Here is a 19,530-nt window from a genome sequence, read left to right on the forward strand (position 1 = left end):
ATGTTAAAAGCTAATACATCAATTCTTTGATGGCCGGAAGATAGTTCCGACTGACGTTCAGCTCTACATCATTAGGTAGCGTGATGAACGTTTTGTGAATGTCCTTGTATAGTTCCTTTAGGTGATCCAGGTTCACGACGTATGATCGATGAATACGTAAAAATTGTTGTGGGTCAAGTCTTTGCATAAATTGACCTATTCCCTGCGTACTTAGAAAAGACTCGTTGTGAAGGGTATAGATCCATGTATAATCTTTGTCCGCTTTTAAATGCGTGATTTCGGAAACAGGGATACAGGTCAAACGATTTCCCTTTTCCACCAGAATACGTCGCGGATATAAGGTTGATTTCTTATCAAATGGATTCCCGACCTCGTTGTTCTTACATTCAAGTTTATGTAAGGATGCCTGTAAGCGTTTTGTGGTGAGCGGCTTGAGTAGATAGTCTACTGCATCATATTCAAAAGCTTTGGCTGCGTCGGCTGGCGTCTCAGAAGTGAGGATGACTGCGGGTGAATGTTCTGTTCTATCCAGTACCTCAAACCCATTGATGCCAGGCAGTCTCACGCTGATGAACACCACATCTGGCTGAAGTGCGTCAATATGCCGTAAAGCTTCCAGACCGTTACAGGCTTCCCAAAAAGTAGCGGGATACCGATTTTGCTTCACTTCATCAATAAGTTGCCTACGAAACAAACAATCCCGGTCCACGATAAGCAAAGTTTGTTTTCTCATATTTCGTTTATTACCAAGTTTCGTCAAAAATAGACGTCGAAGCAGTGATTTAGAACTGACAAATGTCAGAAAATGAAGTTCGTATAATTTTTGTTATCTTCGTCTTCATACAATTTGGCGGAGAATCGATATGCTTTTGCGACACCATTTTGAACACGTATGCGCTTTTGCTGGGAACTATAATATACACTTCACTCCTGATGAATTTGATATTATACGCACCCACACCAAATGTGAAGTCTTACCTGCGCATACCGTACTCATGGAACAAGGTAAAAAGGTGGATAAACTGTATTTTCTCAATCGGGGAATTGCAAGATTATACCGCGTTCATAATGGGGTGGATCATACACTGGGTATTGTTTCAGGTCATTATTTTTTATCCACGCCCTTATATCTGCAAAGTGGCGAGATTTCTACCTGTTCTCTGGAATCATTGAGTGAGATCGATGTGTTGATATGGAACAAGGAAAGTGCACTCTACTTGAAAAAACATATTCCAAAGATGGAAGCCATGGATTTGGCCGTCATGGATACGCTGCTCAAATGGTTGCAGGATATCCAGATCAATTCCATCTGTATGACGGCAGAAGAACGCTACATCCATTTAATAGAAACCCAACCGCATGTTGTGCAGCAAGTGCCGTTAAAGTATATTGCATCCTTTTTGGCCATACATCAGGATAGTTTAAGCAGGATACGTAAAAATCTGGCACAACGGAGTTAGATGAGACCGCGGAGGTAAGCCTCTTTAACAAGTCCTGCTGTGGTTTTTATATTCAGCTTTTGATTGAGACTGTGTCGATGAGATTCTACCGTACGGATACTTAGGAAAAGTTTGTCTGCAATCTCCTGATTGGAATATTCGTTCGCTATCAAAGCGAGGATCTCGAGTTCCCTATTGGTTAGCTTAACGTATGCTGTCGCTTTTCTGCCATGAATAGATTGTTGTAGGATTTGTTGTTCAATCTGCTTATCAATGTACTGTGCTCCTGCTGCAACCATTTCAATAGCCTGAAGAAGAGATTCTTTTTCGGTGCCCTTAAGTATATAGCCCATGGCACCATTCCGCATCATTTTTCGAACGTAAACCACGTCGTCATGGTTAGTCAGCGCAATAATGGCAAGCTTTGGGTATAAAGTAAGTAACTTTGTACAAAGGTCGATTCCATTTGTATCCGGTAACTCAATGTCCAACAAGAGTACATCTGGAATTTCTTCACTTAATCTCTGTAATAAATCGGCACCGCCTTGAGCGGTGAAGAGGACTTGGTACGCCGGTTCATCTTGTAGCATTTTGAGAAGCCCATTGATGATCAAGGAATGGTCGTCTACTATTCCAATAGTTATCATATATGCTGACGTTGTTTATTGTACAAAAGAAGAAATAATTAGGACGATATTTTACCGTATTAGTACGTAAAACGTCTTATCGTATTAAATACGTTTAATGATCAGCAGTTGCTTTCTCCAAACAGGCGGTCATAGGGCAGTAAATCTCGATAAATACAGAAGTTCCCTTTCCGATGCAAGATCGAATATCGATGTTGCCCTGCAGTGATTTTACACGATTATTCAAATTATGAAAGCCAATACCATTGGCCCAAAGGGTTTCTGTATCGAATCCTTTTCCGTTATCCTCGATGGTGATCATTAGGCGCCCTTGTTCTTCAACTAATTGTACTATTCCTTCAGTAGCTTGTGCATGTTTCACGACATTGGTTACGCATTCCTGAACGACACGATAAATGGTTAACTGGGAACTTTTGTCCAGTTCAGGAAGCTCACCTATGACATAACAATGCAATTGAAAATCCGGCTTATTTATTCTTTGGCAAAACGATTGAATGGCATAGCCAAGCCCCTCGTTGAGGATCATTTCTGGGGCAAGATTGTGCGAGATATTTCGTATTTCGCGGACGGCTATTTCTATCAGCTGACTTACGTCCTCGAATGTTGTCTGGGGTTCGGTCATCGCGTTGATTTGCAGCCTTGCAGCTGATAAGATACTGGCTACACCGTCGTGTAATTCCTTTGCTGTCCGTTCCCGTTCCCGTTCTTCACCTGCCAGTTGCGCTTCGATCAGCTTCTTTTGCAATTCTGTAGATTGAGCCTTTCGTTTTTGTCTATTTAACAGTCGTATGACGACCAATCCGAATACCAACAAAAATATCGAAAAGATAAAGATAATAAACCATTTATTTTTACGGTCGAGTTCGGCAGCCTGCTCTACAATTTTGAGGTCTCGTTCGGCGATCTGCTTTCTATTTTGGGCCGTTTCATATCGCACTTCAAGTTCTTGTATTGTTTTTTGTGTTTCTTGGCTCTGTAGCGAATCTTTTAGTTGTGCATGCTTTTTGTGAAAATCCAGCGCCTGCTTATAGTCACCAAGCGCTTCGTTGATATCGGCCCCATCTTTATACAAATCGACAAGCTGCGGTGTTGCCAATTCCGTTGTCGCTAGTTTAAGAGCCATTTCGAAATATTCTTTTGCGGCCTGTGCATCACCTATTTCTTTAAATATGCGCGACATTCCCGATAGGGTATAAACCTCATTTCCGGGCATAGATTTCGGCGTGATCGCCAGCGCTTTGGAGAATGTCTCGAGTGCCAACGGATATTGCTGCTGCATACGGTATACATCGGCGAGATTATTCAGGGCCTTGATTTCCATCTGCAGGTCCCCATAAGAACGTCCTATGGCTAAGTACTGTTTCCCATGACGTACTGCATCGGCCAATTTGCCTGCCATAGCCTCCGCAACCATCACATTGACAAGGCTATTGCCCATAGATATCGTATCCTTCAACTGCCGGGCTATTTCATAAGACTGCCATGCATATTGCAGGCCTTTGTCGAGATCTTGGAGATCCAGCAATAGGGAGCTCAAGTTATTAAGGTATTTTCTTCTATCAGACAAGTCCTTGTGTGTTGGATGTTTGATCTCGTTGGAAATTTCCAATGCACGGATCAAGTTGTTGGCAGCTTCTTTTAATTGTCCTTTGGCCTGATGCTGTAAGGCAATATTATTATAAGCCGACGCCGCCTTCGGACGATTGTTTAGACGTAAGCTTATGGTTAGGGCGAGTTGCGCATATTCCATAGCCTCGTCAAATCGCACCTGGTCATACAGAAAGACGCTGTAGTTGCCGGCGAATAACAACTTGCCAGTTTCGGAGTTCAATTGATGGGCAAGATCGCCGGCTTGTTTGAAGTAATATTCAGCAGAATCCGGAAGCCTCTCCTTCTGTTTTTGTTTCGCGATTTCCACTAAGTGCGTAATTCGAGACGTATCTTGTTTTTCTACAAAAGACGAAACTTCGGACGGCAGGGCGATAAAAAGAAATAAACAAAGTGTATACATAGGTATGCTGGTAATATCCTGATTAAGTTGAAATATAGATCGTTTAAATTTTTCTGTACATCTCTTTCTACTAAAGTTGTTATTGCTCGACAAAGTGTATCAGCGAGCGACTAAGATACAATGGAATTTTGATGCATGACATCCGTAGCAGTACGGAAAATTGGCTAATCGGTTTTACTACAGTTCCTTTCAGTTTAACATCCACGTAACTTCGCAAAAAATATATTATGAAGAAGATTATATTGATTCTTATGTCTGGCCTGCTGTTATTAACATTGTTTTCCTGTAAACGCGACGAACAGCAGGAGCCAGATAAACCAACGTTCCCCTTTATGAAAGTGGGCAATCAATGGAACTACAGGATGATAACCGAAGCCGGGGAGACAGAAATCAGCTATAAAATAGTAGATAAAACTAAAGAAAGCTATTTTAAGGTACTATTAAGCTTTGTAGATACAGAACTGCCTGCGATGGACCATTTTTGGTATGCCGATCAACAGACATTTACGATGGTAACTGGTTGGCCCGATAATGATCTGAAATTTACGATGTTAGGAAAGGATAGTAAGGTTGGAGACCGTTGGGAATATTTTGTTCCAGCTCCTTTAGATCCAGAGGAAGATGATCTTTCAGGTACAATTACTTATAAAGTGATAGAGGCAAACATCACTGCAGTGGCCATGGGGAAGACGTTTACGGATGTCTATAAAGTACGACACACGGCTTCGTCTCATCCGCAATTCTATGCGGACTATTTCATTAGCTTGTCATCAGGAATCATAAAAATGGAAGGAATGGGATATGTTCGTATAAACGATGAAGAAATTGAATATTTTCCGCTAGAATGGCAATTAAAATCGAAGAATTTTTAATAGAGATTTTAAAATCAATTCAATGAAAATAACGCTATTTTACAAGCTGTTTATTTTAGGGCTGATTACCATTGTGTTGTTGTGTTCCTGTAGTTCGGATTTAACTAATAGTAACCTCTATCCGCCGATAGATGAGAAAGAGATAATTTTACATCATTATTCCATATATGGATTGCTACCCGTGTCAAAAGCGTGTACAGATGCTGTGCCGGTGGAGCCAGAAAGGGATTGTTTCGAAACTGACCGAACATTTCTTAATGGTTTGCTATCTGCTGTGACGTTAGGTGTATACGCTGCGGACCATGAATTTGTAATTAGTGATGAACTTCTGCAGCGTCTTTAAAAACCGTATGGTAATAGACGCGATACGTGGAACGGTGCTAACAGGGCTATTCTCCTTGACGTCTATAAGCGCGGTCGAGATATTTAATACATTATATTTTAATGAAGGAAGCCTTAATTCCTACGGGATGGGCTTCCTCATGGGAAACCTCTTCCTGTTCCTTGTGTCGTCGCTGCTAAGCTATAAGTTGGTAAAATTTATACGCGACAGATATTGATTAGATCGTTTACGCTGTTATGTTGTCTTTCTGGGTTTTCTTAAAAAATTTGTATCCACTGACAGAAGATTATTACAATTATATATTTGCAGAGGATCAATGGAGGAAGGAAACTGCCCATCCGCAATTTCACAAAATCTTTGCGCATTACCAAGATTGTTCTGTTGATATGGTTTTCTTTGATGCAGATCTGGACGATTTTAGGGGCGTGTTAGGCTTTGTTAAAAAACAGGAAGCGAAATACTACGGAGAAATGGACGCGATCATTGACGCTTATACAGATCTGAACGAACAGGCAGCCGATTTTTTGAGTCTGTCGAGAAATTCGATGAAAGATTGATAATGGGCGATTGAGATCAATCGCGTAACACGATAATTAGGGGGCTAGCCGAGAAGCAGGAGAGCCCCTTTTTTATTTGACTAAACAGCTGGTTTATTATAGGCAAAGCTAGGTTACCAATCGCAATAAGATTGATATGATAATATTTCATAATAAGAAGGTAATGCCATATAAGATTTACAGTGCGTTTATTATCAATTTTGTTACAACGACTAGCGATTATAGTAAGTAGTTATAGCATGTTTGTAGTAGGACATGTATAGAGAGAAGAATAGAAGTAACATTATAAACGTTTTTAGTACTAGCTAAACAGAGGAATAATAACTGAAAATCGTAATATAAAAAAAATAAAAGTCGCGCTTAGTGTCTTTTGTACAATATTGGCAGTTCGGAATATAGTCAATAAGTGTTCCGTAAATACATAATCGACTATCTTATAGGATGGTTCTTGATTATGGCATGTTGTCACGATGTGGCTGTGAATTAATTAAGGGAATGTAATTTAATAACCTAAAGTATAATATAATTAGTAACAAAAACCTAAAAAGATGAGATATAAGAACTTTACGGGTAGTGTATTTTCGTTTGGCAGGATGATTTTGCTCTTTCTGTCGGTCGCGTGTCTTTACGCGTGCAATAAGGATGCGGTGCAAGGGCCGCCAACGAGTTTGACGGAGATGGGTAGTAATATTGATATCGCGCATGCCGATACCTCGCTTGTCTTGTCATGGAGTCCGGGGCTAGCTGCCTGGGAAGGGGATAATCGGCGAGCTGAAGTATCTTATGAGGTGCAAGTGTCATCAGATTCCACCTTTAACGATGCGACTCAGAATGTATTCGATTTTGTCACCGATTCTACCTCACTTTTCTTGAGTGATCAAGAGCTTACGCCGTTGGAGCCGTATTTTGCTCGGGTGCGCACGGTCTCAAGTACCGGAACAGGATATTCTCCTTGGATGCGTACTTCACGTTTCCAAGTGAGGCCAATCGAGCTGTTTACGCCCATTAAGGTATGGAAGTTATCGCATGAAGCGGTAGTGCTGAACTTCGGAAGGCATGGCGAACTGACAAAAATGGTAGTAGAAAAAGCAGATGGGACCGATTCCCAGGAATTCAATGTGTCACCTGATGACTTGATTTCCTTGCAATTGGACGGACTGACCTCGAACACCAATTATGTCGCCCGGCTTTTTCGTCACGATGACCGTTCTTTGGGAGAACTGACGTTCACTACCAAGCCAACCGTAGAGGAGGCGGGTTATATTGACCTCAGAGGAAGTTCCGACCCGCAAATTCTGCAAAACACCTTGAATACGGTACCTGATGGAAGTGTCATCGCCCTAAAACGCGGTATGACGTATACTATGGGCGGCTTTACGTTGGATCGTGGCGTAACCTTGGTATCCGAACCAGGCTTCGGACCGCAAGCCCGTATTGAGATGTCCTCTTCCTTTAATGTAGAAGGAACGATCAACCTGATTAAGTTCGAAGATGTACATTTTACTGGCGATATCGGAGGTAGTTATGTGTTTAACATCAGTAGAGTTGCTGCGATTAACAAAATTGAATTTGAAGCTTGTAGAATGTCCGAGCTACGCGGTGTGATGCGACTGCAGTCCGAAGGGGCGAAAACGGTGAATGAATATGTGATTAACAACTCCATCGTGCAGAATATTGGGAATTACAATGCGCTCACGATAGATCATAACGACGCGAGTGTGCGTGATATCAGGTGGACAAACTCAACCTTCATCAATTTGCAATACCTGCTGCGTCATGGTGGTTCGGTGAATGCTAGTCTGAATTCCATGCTCATCGAAAATACCACGTTGTACCATTCGCCAAGCGACAACCGCCACATCATTGATGCTAGCCGTGGTGAGATTGGCAGCCTAACGGTTCGTAATACACTCATCGGTTATACATCGGGCGGGCGTTCCTTTAATCGCGTGATGCCGAATTCGATTACCGTGTCGAATAGTTATGCAACTTCTGACATTACTTGGGGATCAAATACGCAACAAAGGATGATAGAAGGTGTAATCGCTTATGGACGAACCTCAGAACAAGTATTTGCTAACCCGGATAAGACCAACTATGCCAATAGCGATTTGACCATTATCGATGCAGCGTTGTTTACTGTCGGCGACCCACGTTGGAGACCATAAGTGAGAGGAGAACAATGGAGATGAAACCTATTTTTAGAATGAATAAACTTAAAATAAGATATATGAAGAGTCGTGCTGATATGCCCCTAACTTTTCTAAGGGGAACACGGAATGTGTTGTTGGCTTGTTTGCTCGTCGCTCCTTTCGTGGGAGTGGAAGCAGCCGAGACACCCGCTCGGGAGCTGACGAAAATCGAGAAACTTGTCAATATAACAGGAAAAGTCATCGATCAGGATGGAAATCCGGTTGTGGGCGCCACCGTGTTGGTGAAAGGAACAAAGTCTGGTGTGCAGACCGATAAAGACGGAATGTTTAGAATAAACCTGCCTGAAGGAAACACACAATTGGTAGTGAGCTTTGTCGGCTATAAGGTACAGGAAGTCAACGTAGGGGGGATGACCAGCATTATCATTACGCTGGAATCCAGCGATGCGATTGAAGAAGTCGTTGTAACAGGATACGGCACGCAGAAGCGTTCCGAAATTGTGGGATCGGTAGCTACGATAAAGGGAGAGGAGCTCATGGATATTCCGGCGCCAAATATTGCCGGGGCTTTACGTAATCAAATAGCCGGTGTAGGCGTGAGCGAAGCCTCCGGACGTCCCGGCGCGAGAATATCTCTGAACATTCGTGGTGCTTCTACCAGTGAGCAAGGCGCGGGTATGGGAGCAACGTCTGAACCGCTTTATATTGTGGATGGAATTACGGTGTCAAGTGATGTCTTTGACGCCCTTGACCCGTCTATGGTTGAAGAAATCACCTTCCTGAAAGATGCATCAGCAGCGATTTACGGTGCTGCCGGGGCTAAAGGGGTTGTGCTTATTACCACAAAGCGTGGTAAGCAGGGAAAGCCAACCATATCGTACAATGGTTATTTGGGGATAACTGACGCTGCCAGAAAACCGGATTTTCTCTCAGCATACGAACTCGCAGAATTCCTTAACGAAAGTGCTTTCATGGGCAATAAACCCGAAAGCGATATGTTCTCCGATGCAGATTTAGCTTATCTGAGGGGATTGGATGTGGATAGCTGGTATGACCAACTCTGGCAGCCCGCGGTTATGCAACGTCATAATCTAAGTATCTCTGGTGGAGGAGAGCGGACGACTTTCTTTGTTGGGGGCAGCTTTCAAAACCAGAACGCGAACTATGCTGGTATGAAAGAGGATAAGTATTCGCTGCGTAGTGGTCTGACCACAACAATCATCGAAGGTCTAAAGGCCGATATAAACTTTAACCTTAATCACAACCTCCGTGAAAGTCAGAATCAGCTCGGTAATCAAACGGACGCATCGTTTTTTGAACGGATAATATCTACGCCGGATTGGGTTCCGATGTATATTGACGGGCTCCCGGTTAATTCAGGTGGTGGGGGCAGCAATCCGTTAGCTATATTGAACTCTGGGTATTTAGAAACACAGAAATATCAAGACTATAGTATAAATGCCAGTCTGACTTATTCGCCTTCTTTCTTGAAAGGATTTTCGGCGAAGCTTCAGGTTTCGCAAAGAGGAGGAAATTCTAGCAATGAGACTTATCAACCGCCCTATCAACTTTGGGACTTTGCACGGATGGGCAACAATGATAAGTTATATAGTAACAGCTTGATAGTTGCGGATGAACCCTTTATATGGGGGAGAACACGAGAGAGTGCCACATTGTCGTCAACGCTGGGGAAAAATGGCGGTTATCAGGGATTCGTGACTTTAAATTACAATAGTTCCTTTGCAGATCATAGCCTCGATGTGGTTGTGGGTGCAGAGCAAACAGTTTCAGACAATGAAAATATGGGCGTTCGGTGGATAAATCAATTGATTCCGGAATCCATGGATTATTGGGCTTTTGACCAAAATCGGACCGATCGTCCGACACGAGTTATCTATAAAACAACCAAGCGATCAGCTTTCGGACGCCTCAGCTATGATTATAAAAAGAAATACCTTTTACAGATAGTAACACGTTTGGATGCATCCTCTAACTTTGCCAGAGGTAACCGTTGGGGCTGGTCGCCTAGTGTTGGGGCTGGTTGGATTGTTAGCCAGGAGAATTTCTTTAAAGATAATGTCACTTTTGTGAACCACTTGAAGTTGAAAGCAAATTGGGGGATTACCGGTGATGACCGGGTGAATGAACGGCTTTGGCAGGAACGTTATTTGATAGATGCTAATAATGGTTACATGTTTGGTGAAGACAAATATGGTGTTGGTCTCAATCCGAGTACGTATCCCAATTTGAATATAACATGGGAGAAAAAGCGTTCTATTAACTTCGGGGTCGAGTCAACCATGTGGAATAATCGCTTGAACATAGGCGTAGAATTTTTTCAGAATAAGACCTACGACGGGTTCGACAAAGGGGTAAATGAAATGAATCCGCTATATTCCGGTCTTGTAGCGCCAGCCGTCAATTATCGTGAAGTGTACAATTGGGGTTCAGAGTTCTCAATTGGTTATAATACCAGAGTCGCGGAGGACTGGAGAATCAACGCAGGAATGAACTTCGGTTGGGGTAATTCTGTCGTGACTAAGATGATTTATAACCATAACGCTTTTTTGGAAAGGGATCGTACAGATGGCGATTGGTTAGGAACCAAGTTTGGTGTTGATCCGCGACGTTACAACAGTTCTAACATTGGATATCGCACGCAGGGTATGTTTCGTACGCAGGAACAGGTGGACGCTTTCTTGGCTGAAAACCCAAACTATACGATTAACGGTAACGTGCCGCAAGTGGGCTGGATGATTTATGAAGACACAAACGATGATGGGGTAATTAACCACTTCGATAAAGTTATTCTATTCGATCGCACAGACGCCGTCTTTTCGACGGGTATCAATTTGGGTGTGAGCTATAAATCGTTTAGCTTACGAACAAACATTATGGCACGTTTTGGAGGGAAGGTCTTTGTGGATAGTAGAGCACGAACCAAACCAGATTTTGAGACCAATGTACCGATTTTTTGGCGTGATCGCTGGACACCGGAAGACCCGATGAACGGCAAATATCCGCGGGCAGACGATCCATATGTTAACGATGCAGCTGATATTTGGGCATTAAACGGTACAACCATCCGGGTGAATAATATGACCGTGAGCTATAACATCCCTTCCGATGTGACTCGTCGTATCGGCCTGGCAAACGGTCGAATTTTGTTGACGGGTAACAACCTCTGGACCTTGGTGAATCCGTTCAATTACAAGGACCCTTATACGTCTATCGTGTATAATTATCCAACAGTACGGACGATATCGGTGGGCTTAAGTGCTAGTTTATAAGATTAATACCAACAAAGATGAAAAAGAATTTATATACAAGGATTAGGAATGGGCTAATGGTCGCACTGTCTTCTGCAATGCTGATTTCCTGTAATAATGACGACTTCTTTATCTTGCCGGATAGAGGAGGGCTGGATGCTGATTTATGGAATATAGAAGGGGCGGTGAACATGCACCTGAATAAAGCCTATGAGCTGATTATCCCGAGATTTCCTTGGCAGACGGTACCCTCTCGGTTTGATATCCACTTGGTCAGCGATGAACATTTTTTTGCTTCGAACGGATCGTATGGTGCCCAAGCTTTAGGAATTGCTGGCAACCCGCTGAATAACCACGATATACGTTATACAGGAAATAGTTATAACCAAAATTATCTAGACAACCGTTATATGGATATTGCTCGTTGTAATAACGGAATTAAATATTTGCCCGAAAGTATAATTCCGGATGAGGTTAAATACCCCATGTTGGGACAATATTACGCCTTGCGGGCGATGGTCTATTTAGAATTGGTAAAAGTCTACGGAGGGGTGCCTTTGGTGTTGGAACCGCAGGACCCTGATGATGTGATGACGGACGGCCGCTCCAGTGCCCGAGCCTGTTTTGCACAGATCATAGATGACCTCGATCATGCGATGCAATATTTAGAAGACGTAACTTGGTCTGCGGATAACTGGGGACGGATTACTTATGCCGCGGCTGCGGCGCTAAAAGGAAAGGCGTTGCTGTATTGGGCAAGTCCACAGTTTAACCCACTGGATGACCCGAAACATCCCCATGATGCGTCACGCTGGCAAGAGGCACTCGTAGCGAATAAAGAAGCCTATGATATTTGTTTGGCGGCCGGCCACCGTTTGGTAGAAGACTATGGTATGATTTTTCAGACTGATGGTAATAAAAACCTAGAAGCAGTGATCTCTCGTCCGTATTCTAGCTCAATATCGAGACGAGGCCATGATGAAGAACGAAAATCGCGTCCGCGCTCCGAAAATGGAAATGCATCGCCACACAATGGTTATCGTGCTACCGTGAAGTTGCTCCGTGCCTATCCTATGAAAGATGGCAATCGCATAGATGAAGGCGGTGATTACACTTATGATGAGTTGCTGTTCTGGAAAGATCGGGATCCACGTTTCGAAGCTACTATGGCGTATAATGGCAGCATATGGGAGTTGAGTGGAAAAGAGGGGCGACGCCAGTGGAACTATGAAGGAGCAAGAAACAACGGACGCGAAGAAAGTGCAAACTGGGCAGTCTATTGTAAGAAATTCAGTATACCGAGCTTATCGGAATCGAGTACCGCATATTCCGACGGAATAGGCGGTAATGGTATGGATTGGATTGAGATGCGCTTTGCAGAGGTAATGCTCAACTATGCTGATTGTGCGAACGAATCTGGCGACCTTGCTACTGCTAAAGAGATGGTTCGTCAAATCCGTCAGCGTGCTGGTATTGAGCAAGGGAGCAATGATTACGGCTTGGGAAACATCGCTAGTGCAGTACAGATGCGTGCATTGTTGCTCAATGAACGCATGGTGGAATTTGCTTTTGAAAATAAACGCAATGCCGACCTGCGACGTACGCGAAACTGGCATAAGTTAACAGGTGAATTTTTAGAAACCTATCAGCTGTTAGTGGTAGGAGATAATGATGACGCGCGACGGAGCACTATTGGGAAACTGGAAGCTATTGATCCAAACACGGGTAAGGCGTTCCGTGAAACGCTGGATATAAATAACCGTGACGTCTACCTAGAATACTTTCGTCCCCACGTAGTCCGACCTCAAGAAACGGGCTTTAGGGCGATGAATATTCCTGAATATCATAATTTCTATACTTTCCACAACGATTTCGTGCGCAGAGGCGTAAATATCGAGACGACTATCGGATGGGAAGGCGGAACCTTTGATCCGTTAGACGATTAAGTCTGGGGGTGGAAACCGTTGTAAGATTATTTTAACAAAAACGAAAATGAAAATAACAAAATTGATCTCTCTTTTATCGATGCTCCTGGCGTTCAGCGCCTGCAAGGTGGAGTCGGAGAATATATTTACGATGTTTGACGACGTAAAAGTAACCTTCCAAAAAGATAGTGAGTATGCTATTGTGGAAGATGCAATAGTTAATGATGGTGATAGTGTACATATCTACTTTACTATAACCTCAGCGAAAGAGGATATGATGACTGTGGTCGTAGACAGCACCAATGGTACCGGGACTTGGTCGCGACGAGAAATAGAGGTGACAGGACCCGATCGTCGTGCCTATTCGGGTGTCGTCAAGTTTAAAATGCAACGTGATGGAAAAATGAACTTCCGATTTTATGCATTGAACGATAACAATGTGTATATAGGTGATGGCTATACTTCAATAACAGTGGAGGGAGCTCCGAGCTACACACTTTTTCCAGACAGACGTTTGTATGCGCCTGTTGAGGGCGAAGACAATCCGAGCTTTTTGTCACTCACTACGGGAAAAACGTATAGTTATAGTAACGCTGCAAATGTTTCCGATCAAATTGATTTTGGGATTGATACCATTGCAGATACTCGGGCAGGTTACGAGAGCAACTTCGCATATAATTTGTATGCGTTAACAGTGGATGAGTATCCAGTTCCCTACTACGATGTTTCCGGATGGACAAAACGGGAAACGAAGTTCAGCGCACCGATGTCAGCTTCGGGTTCCTACAATACGTTTACCCGTACATTAGTGTCTTCGAGCAAAATTGAGGAGATAGCAAAAAATCAAACGATTGATAAAGAACAGACGGATGGAATCCTATCCGGTGAAGGTCTAGCGGCAGCGCGTCTGATTTATTTCCGAACCCCGGAAGGGAAATACGGAGCGATGTATGTGAATCAAGCGACACGCGACCAACAAAATAGACAGTATGTGAGCGTAGACATAAAAATCCAGAAATAAAGTGCAGCGAAATCTATAAAAAAAAAATAACAAATCCTTAACACAGCGTTTACCATAAATCGCTGATAACATTTTATAATTAAAGGGCAATACAGTATAAATATACTGTATTTGCCCTTTTTACCTTTGTAAGCTATACGCTAGCTAATCCGGCACAGGGTGCTGCCGGGTGAATGCAAGTAGTTATAAATCATGTATTAACTATGGTAATTTCAATTAAAAAAAGTCTTTTGTGTACGTTGTGTGTATCAGCCCTATTTATAGGACGGCCGATATCCGGAAAGGCACAGGCACAAGCCGAACAAACGCAAAACACAATTCAAATAAGGGGACAAATCCAATCTTCGCAAGGAGAGGGGGTCGCGGGCGCTACGATAGATTATGGTGGCGGCGAAACATCTGCAGATAATGAGGGAAGATTCGATATCCGGACGAAAAGTGGCCAAGCGGTGTTGATTTCTGCTATCGGGTACTTGCCACAAACGATAACGGCGACGAAGGACACCGTGCTTAATGTCGTGTTGCAGGCTGGAGAATCCACATTGGAAGAAGTGGTCGTTATCGGTTATGGATCGGTGAAAAGAAAAGACCTAACAGGGGCAGTCGCTTCTGTCAAGTCGGAAGAAATCATGATGGCGCCTGTAGCCAATCCAATTGAAGCATTGCAAGGACGCGTGGCAGGATTGGATATTGCCCGTGAGTCGGGGCGAGCAAATTCGAACTCCAGTATCTTGCTACGCGGTAATAGATCGTTGACGGCCGGTAGTCAGCCTTTATACATTATTGACGGTATTCCGGGGAACATCACGAATCTCAACCCAAATGATATCGAAACGATCGACATCCTGAAAGATGCCGCTTCTACGGCTATTTATGGTTCTGCCGGTGCAAATGGGGTGTTTATTATTACCACAAAACAGGCTAAGGCGGGCAGGATCTCGGTGAACTTAGATGCCTATGCGGGAATTAACTCCAACGCTAGGTACCCATCCGCTTTACAACAAAATGACTGGCTGCGGTATCTTGAAGATGCTTTTGTGGCATCCTTTAATAAAGCACCCGCCGATCGAAATGAATTGCTAAGTGCTTGGAATCTGAACCCAGAGCAGATTAATCCCTACATCGACAACGGCCAATGGATTAACTGGGTAGATGAAACTTTGCGGACGGGAGTGCAACAAAATTATACGCTGTCTGTAAACGGTGGAACCGAGAAGACGCAAGGCTTTTTCTCGATGGGCTATAACTCGACGAAAGGGATATACCGGAACGACCAATCGGATTTGTTTACTGTTCGTACCGGTGCAACCAATAAAATCACCGAATGGTTTAAGGGAGGTATTGTGACCAACTTGACCTGGAGAGACAACGAAACCCGTCCAAGCCGTTTGAACAATACGTTCAGTATTGCTCCCGTCGGACAAGTTTATGATGAGTTTGGAAATATCAATGTGTGGCCAATCGAAGGATTGACAGAGCCGAGCTTATTAGCCGATGAGATTCCGAATACTTTACGGAACAATTCGAAGCAGCTAAATCTGACCGTCAACCCCCATATTGATGTAGACATCATGAAGGGTTTGACATTCCGTTCCATATTAGGCGCTACATTGAGTAGCGGTAGAACGGGACAGTTTGAAAGTGAACGGACGTATATGAAATTATCCGGAAGCGGTGCGCAGGAGCGTACTGCAAACTATCAGACACGGCTCGGATACAGCTACGTGTGGGAGAATATCTTAAATTATCAAACAACCTTTGCACAGGACCACGATCTATCTGCTACGCTAGTTTCTTCCTGGGCGCACACGCAAAATGAGAATTCGAACTCGAGCAATCAAGGGTTCTTATATGATGAATATCTATACTATAGTTTGGGATCGGGGACGGTGCCCTTCGTAGGAACAGGCTATACCATGGGCAAACGGATGTCCGTTGCCTCGCGGATTAATTATGGCTATAAAGGACGCTACTTGTTGACATTGACCCAACGTACCGATGGAGTATCGCAACTAGCACGTCGATGGGATACCTTTATGGCTGCAGCCGGTGCATGGCGTATAAGTGACGAAAGCTTTATGGACGGTACACGGGATGTTCTTAATGAACTGAAGTTCCGAGCCTCGTACGGTGTTTCGGGGAATTCGGGAATTGATCCATATTCCACATTGACAGAGGTGACCAGTACAGGCCTGGACCAAATAAACCTTGGTGGAGGGGTTTTGCCCGTCAGTGTATTAACCCAAGCGGTAGGTAATCCCTTATTGACATGGGAAAAATCATACAATTTTAATCTAGGTTTAGATTTTGGGTTATTCAACAATCGCTTAACGGGTGCTATTGAATGGTATGATACAGATACACGTGATGTATTGTACGCACGTAATTTACCCTTCTCTAGTGGTGGTTTCACCCCGAAGATTCCATATCGGATGACCGACAATATTGCGCGCATGAATAACCGCGGCGTCGAAGTGACTTTAAACGGTAATAATATACTGAATGGCAATGCGTTCAAATGGAACTCCACGGTGACCTTTGCCCATAACAATGAGCAGGTTCGCTCCATTGACCTAGGCAGCGGTACCAGCGTAGACGATCTGATTTCATTGGGATTATTCATGGGGAGACCAAGCAATACCTTATTTGGTTATAAAAAACTGGGTATTTGGCAAACCGAAGAAATGGCGGATGCTGCGGCTTTCGGGCTATTGCCGGGAGACGTAAAAACGCAGTCCAACCTCACTAAGGTAAGCGATGGCGTTTGGGTGGATGAAGAAGGCGTGGAGTATTCTGCAGAGAACCCCTATTCGATTTCGCCCGACGATCGCGTCATCCTCGGACAGGGAACGCCGAAGTGGACAGCGGGCTGGCAGAACACGTTTCAGTACAAAGGATTTGACCTAAATATTTTTGCAATTGCGCGCTGGGGACATCATATTGATGCGGAATTATTGGGTTACATGAATAGTTATGGCGCGAGAAATATTCCGGCGGTATACGATTACTGGACACCGGACAATCCGACCAATGATTACCCACGGCCGTATATCAACAGGACGTCGGCAAATCACAGTAATCCGTTGCTAGGTATGAATGTGGTCGATGCTTCCTTCATTAAAATCAAGAATATTACGCTAGGTTATACCTTACCTGAAAATGTAAGCAATAACATCAAGCTCTCCAGATTCCGCGTATATGCGACGATGCATAATCCGATTATCTTTACCCGAAGCCATCTGCTGAGCGGGATGGATCCCGAAACAGGAGCGTCAGACTCTTTTCCGTTGTATAGACAAATGGTTTTCGGCGTGAACATGTCTTTCTAAAAGGAGAACCGCATGGGGATAATCAACAAAAAAGTTAATCAGATGAAAAATACGACAATGAAAAGATTAGGATATAAAATTTCTTTCGGACTGTTGATGGCGGTAGGAATCAGTTCTTGTACACTGGATGAATGGAATCCTTCTACTGTGGACGTAGAGACAGGCTATAAATATAGAGACGGGTACGAGAGTTTGGTCAATTACTGCTACGACGGCCTATATTATTTCTATGGGAAGATAGATGGTATCGGCGCCATGGAAATGGGGACCGACCTTTGGGCGAATGTGGCTAATGCTGAGACAGGTTTTATTCTGTACAATAGTAATATGAACGCGCAGCTAGGAACACTAGCAACGATCTGGAACGGCATGTATGCGACAGTGAATTACTGCAATACCGCGATCTATTATGCCGATCAGGTGGAGGGTTATGGATCAGAAGGAGAACGAAATGCAAAAGTAGCTGAAGCATATTTCCTGCGGGGTTGGGCGAACTGGCACTTAGTGGAGCAATTTGGCGGTGTATCGCTGACGACTATTCCTTCCACGGAAACCGGTCCGGTCAATAGTCCTGTCAGAGCAAGCGAACAAGCGTTCTACGATCTCATTATTTCGGATTTAATATTTGCAACGGAACATTTGCCCGATAGACCAGAGGGGGAAAGAGGACGCGTGACCAAAAAGGCAGCTTATGCGATGTTGGCGAAGGCTTATTTGCAACGTACGCGTCTAGGCGATGTGCAGGAAAATGCCCGCTTGGCTTTGGAAGCAGCTGAAGAGCTGATAACCAACGGGAGTACCTATGGTGTTTCTTTGTACCAGAGCGACGACGAGCAATCTGGTTTCGGCAAGCTTTGGAGTGGCGCCAACAATAAAAATAATAGCGAATTTTTGTTCATCGAAGCAGTGGACCATACCGAAGGAAGAAATCCAGAAGGGTGGAACCGTGGACGAACACGACAGTATTATTTGATGGATGCACGTACGACCGGGGCACCGTGGGGTACACAGGAAAATGATGCTTGGCTAGGGCGGGCTAACAGCCGTAACTTCAAGCCAACAAAATACTTGTTGACGGAACTGTTCGAACCTGTTGCCGATCCTGCAGATACGCGTTTTAAGGAGACATTTTTCTACGAGTACTATAATGCGACCTGGGTGGACAAAACGATTGATCAAGGTATGGTGACACAGTATGGAAAAAATCCGAATTTAGTAGGCCATGTGATAAAAAATACAGCAGCAACCGGTTCCAGCTTGGTACAGGGAGGTCGTGGTATCAACCACATGGGGCTGGTAAATATGACGGATGAAGACAAGGACGGGTGGTTGGACGGTTTGTCCGTATTTACACCGAATTGGGTGATGTCGGCGGCCGAGAAAAGAGATCTTCCGTTCTGGATCGTCGATCCTTCGGACTGGTTTCAGGCTGACGGGAGATGGGTACAGCCGGAAAGTAATAGTATGGCGACTTATACCCGCGAAATTTATCCCTCTTTGAAGAAATTTTCGAGTTTGGAATATGTGTATGATCGGCAATACTGGCTGGGCGACATCCCAATTATCCGTTTGGGCGAAGTATACTTGATTGCTGCGGAAGCTGCTCTGCTAGCTAACGGAGATGCGAGTAAAGCGCAGGGATACGTCAATGAACTTCGCCGAAGAGCGGCGGTTACGTCAAGACAAAGTGAAATGGAGGTGGGTGCTGGAGAGGTGACACTAGATTTTATATTAGCTGAAAGAGGTCGCGAATTGGCAGGAGAACAAATACGGTGGTATGATCTAAAACGAATGGGAAAACTAACTGCTGATTATTTGCAGACGACGAATCCGGATATTCGATTTTTCGATGCTAATAAACACACGGTACGCCCAATTCCGCAGTCCTTTATGGATGCTATTGCAAATCCACAGGAATTCGGACAAAATCCGAATTATTGATTGAGCCAAGAAACGTATCGAAT

General features: G+C 43.9%; 13 protein-coding genes. 10 read left to right on the forward strand and 3 right to left on the reverse strand.

The genetic code is table 11. From position 1 onward, the window contains the following. Positions 1 to 10 precede the first annotated feature (10 nt). Positions 11 to 733, reverse strand: coding sequence for a LytR/AlgR family response regulator transcription factor (locus C5749_RS11650; protein WP_105726221.1), 723 nt, complete (start codon positions 731 to 733; stop codon positions 11 to 13). 130 nt (positions 734 to 863) lie between these two features. Between C5749_RS11650 and C5749_RS11655 the strand changes: the two genes are divergently transcribed. Continuing rightward, positions 864 to 1,460 carry a Crp/Fnr family transcriptional regulator gene (locus tag C5749_RS11655; protein WP_105726223.1) on the forward strand — a complete coding sequence of 199 codons (597 nt, stop codon included), beginning with the start codon at positions 864 to 866 and terminating at the stop codon, positions 1,458 to 1,460. On the opposite strand, the gene C5749_RS11660 is transcribed toward C5749_RS11655, so the two are convergent. Together C5749_RS11660 and C5749_RS11665 are read right to left on the reverse strand one after the other, a co-directional pair. Then, positions 1,457 to 2,086 (reverse strand): response regulator, encoded by a 630-nt coding sequence (locus C5749_RS11660; protein ID WP_105726225.1) that lies wholly within the window; start codon positions 2,084 to 2,086, stop codon positions 1,457 to 1,459. The two genes, C5749_RS11655 and C5749_RS11660, sit on opposite strands and share 4 nt — an antisense overlap. A gap of 94 nt (positions 2,087 to 2,180) precedes the next feature. Beyond that, on the reverse strand, positions 2,181 to 4,097 hold the full coding sequence (locus tag C5749_RS11665) for an ATP-binding protein (protein ID WP_105726227.1): 1,917 nt from the start codon (positions 4,095 to 4,097) through the stop codon (positions 2,181 to 2,183). Positions 4,098 to 4,324: 227 nt separating this feature from the next. On the opposite strand from C5749_RS11665, the gene C5749_RS11670 reads away from it, so the two are divergent. The 9 genes from C5749_RS11670 to C5749_RS11710 all read left to right on the forward strand — a co-directional run bounded on the left by C5749_RS11670 (position 4,325) and on the right by C5749_RS11710 (position 19,507). Further along, positions 4,325 to 4,969, forward strand: a complete 645-nt coding sequence (locus tag C5749_RS11670) for a hypothetical protein (protein ID WP_105726229.1) — start codon at positions 4,325 to 4,327, stop codon at positions 4,967 to 4,969. Between the two features lie 22 nt (positions 4,970 to 4,991). Next, the gene (locus C5749_RS11675) at positions 4,992 to 5,312 is read left to right on the forward strand and encodes a Bor/Iss family lipoprotein (protein WP_105726231.1); all 321 of its coding nucleotides are present in this window, start codon (positions 4,992 to 4,994) and stop codon (positions 5,310 to 5,312) included. A 266-nt stretch (positions 5,313 to 5,578) separates the two neighbouring features. Next, positions 5,579 to 5,869 carry a hypothetical protein gene (locus C5749_RS11680; RefSeq protein WP_146113744.1) on the forward strand — a complete coding sequence of 97 codons (291 nt, stop codon included), beginning with the start codon at positions 5,579 to 5,581 and terminating at the stop codon, positions 5,867 to 5,869. Positions 5,870 to 6,417: 548 nt separating this feature from the next. Then, complete coding sequence (locus tag C5749_RS11685) at positions 6,418 to 8,037, forward strand: DUF4957 domain-containing protein (RefSeq protein WP_105726235.1); 1,620 nt, start codon at positions 6,418 to 6,420, stop codon at positions 8,035 to 8,037. A gap of 62 nt (positions 8,038 to 8,099) precedes the next feature. Next, the gene (locus C5749_RS11690; protein ID WP_181151368.1) at positions 8,100 to 11,312 is read left to right on the forward strand and encodes a SusC/RagA family TonB-linked outer membrane protein; all 3,213 of its coding nucleotides are present in this window, start codon (positions 8,100 to 8,102) and stop codon (positions 11,310 to 11,312) included. Positions 11,313 to 11,329: 17 nt separating this feature from the next. Beyond that, positions 11,330 to 13,237 (forward strand): RagB/SusD family nutrient uptake outer membrane protein, encoded by a 1,908-nt coding sequence (locus tag C5749_RS11695; protein ID WP_105726238.1) that lies wholly within the window; start codon positions 11,330 to 11,332, stop codon positions 13,235 to 13,237. 46 nt (positions 13,238 to 13,283) lie between these two features. Further along, positions 13,284 to 14,237 carry a hypothetical protein gene (locus C5749_RS11700; RefSeq protein WP_146113745.1) on the forward strand — a complete coding sequence of 318 codons (954 nt, stop codon included), beginning with the start codon at positions 13,284 to 13,286 and terminating at the stop codon, positions 14,235 to 14,237. A gap of 203 nt (positions 14,238 to 14,440) precedes the next feature. Further along, the gene (locus C5749_RS11705; RefSeq protein WP_181151369.1) at positions 14,441 to 17,566 is read left to right on the forward strand and encodes a SusC/RagA family TonB-linked outer membrane protein; all 3,126 of its coding nucleotides are present in this window, start codon (positions 14,441 to 14,443) and stop codon (positions 17,564 to 17,566) included. 42 nt (positions 17,567 to 17,608) lie between these two features. Continuing rightward, entirely contained in the window at positions 17,609 to 19,507 is a 1,899-nt protein-coding gene (locus tag C5749_RS11710) for a RagB/SusD family nutrient uptake outer membrane protein (RefSeq protein WP_181151371.1), read from the forward strand. Positions 19,508 to 19,530: the final 23 nt, after the last annotated feature.

The organism is Sphingobacterium gobiense (assembly GCF_002980575.1).
Lineage (GTDB): Bacteria > Bacteroidota > Bacteroidia > Sphingobacteriales > Sphingobacteriaceae > Sphingobacterium > Sphingobacterium gobiense.

Excerpts from the sequence above, each read along its gene's own strand:
- C5749_RS11650 (WP_105726221.1), bottom strand. The coding sequence starts at position 733 with ATGAGAAAACAAACTTTGCTTATCGTGGACCGGGATTGTTTGTTTCGT.
- C5749_RS11655 (WP_105726223.1), top strand. The coding sequence starts at position 864 with ATGCTTTTGCGACACCATTTTGAACACGTATGCGCTTTTGCTGGGAAC.
- C5749_RS11660 (WP_105726225.1), bottom strand. The coding sequence starts at position 2,086 with ATGATAACTATTGGAATAGTAGACGACCATTCCTTGATCATCAATGGG.
- C5749_RS11665 (WP_105726227.1), bottom strand. The coding sequence starts at position 4,097 with ATGTATACACTTTGTTTATTTCTTTTTATCGCCCTGCCGTCCGAAGTT.
- C5749_RS11670 (WP_105726229.1), top strand. The coding sequence starts at position 4,325 with ATGAAGAAGATTATATTGATTCTTATGTCTGGCCTGCTGTTATTAACA.
- C5749_RS11675 (WP_105726231.1), top strand. The coding sequence starts at position 4,992 with ATGAAAATAACGCTATTTTACAAGCTGTTTATTTTAGGGCTGATTACC.
- C5749_RS11685 (WP_105726235.1), top strand. The coding sequence starts at position 6,418 with ATGAGATATAAGAACTTTACGGGTAGTGTATTTTCGTTTGGCAGGATG.
- C5749_RS11690 (WP_181151368.1), top strand. The coding sequence starts at position 8,100 with ATGAAGAGTCGTGCTGATATGCCCCTAACTTTTCTAAGGGGAACACGG.
- C5749_RS11695 (WP_105726238.1), top strand. The coding sequence starts at position 11,330 with ATGAAAAAGAATTTATATACAAGGATTAGGAATGGGCTAATGGTCGCA.
- C5749_RS11700 (WP_146113745.1), top strand. The coding sequence starts at position 13,284 with ATGAAAATAACAAAATTGATCTCTCTTTTATCGATGCTCCTGGCGTTC.
- C5749_RS11705 (WP_181151369.1), top strand. The coding sequence starts at position 14,441 with ATGGTAATTTCAATTAAAAAAAGTCTTTTGTGTACGTTGTGTGTATCA.
- C5749_RS11710 (WP_181151371.1), top strand. The coding sequence starts at position 17,609 with ATGAAAAATACGACAATGAAAAGATTAGGATATAAAATTTCTTTCGGA.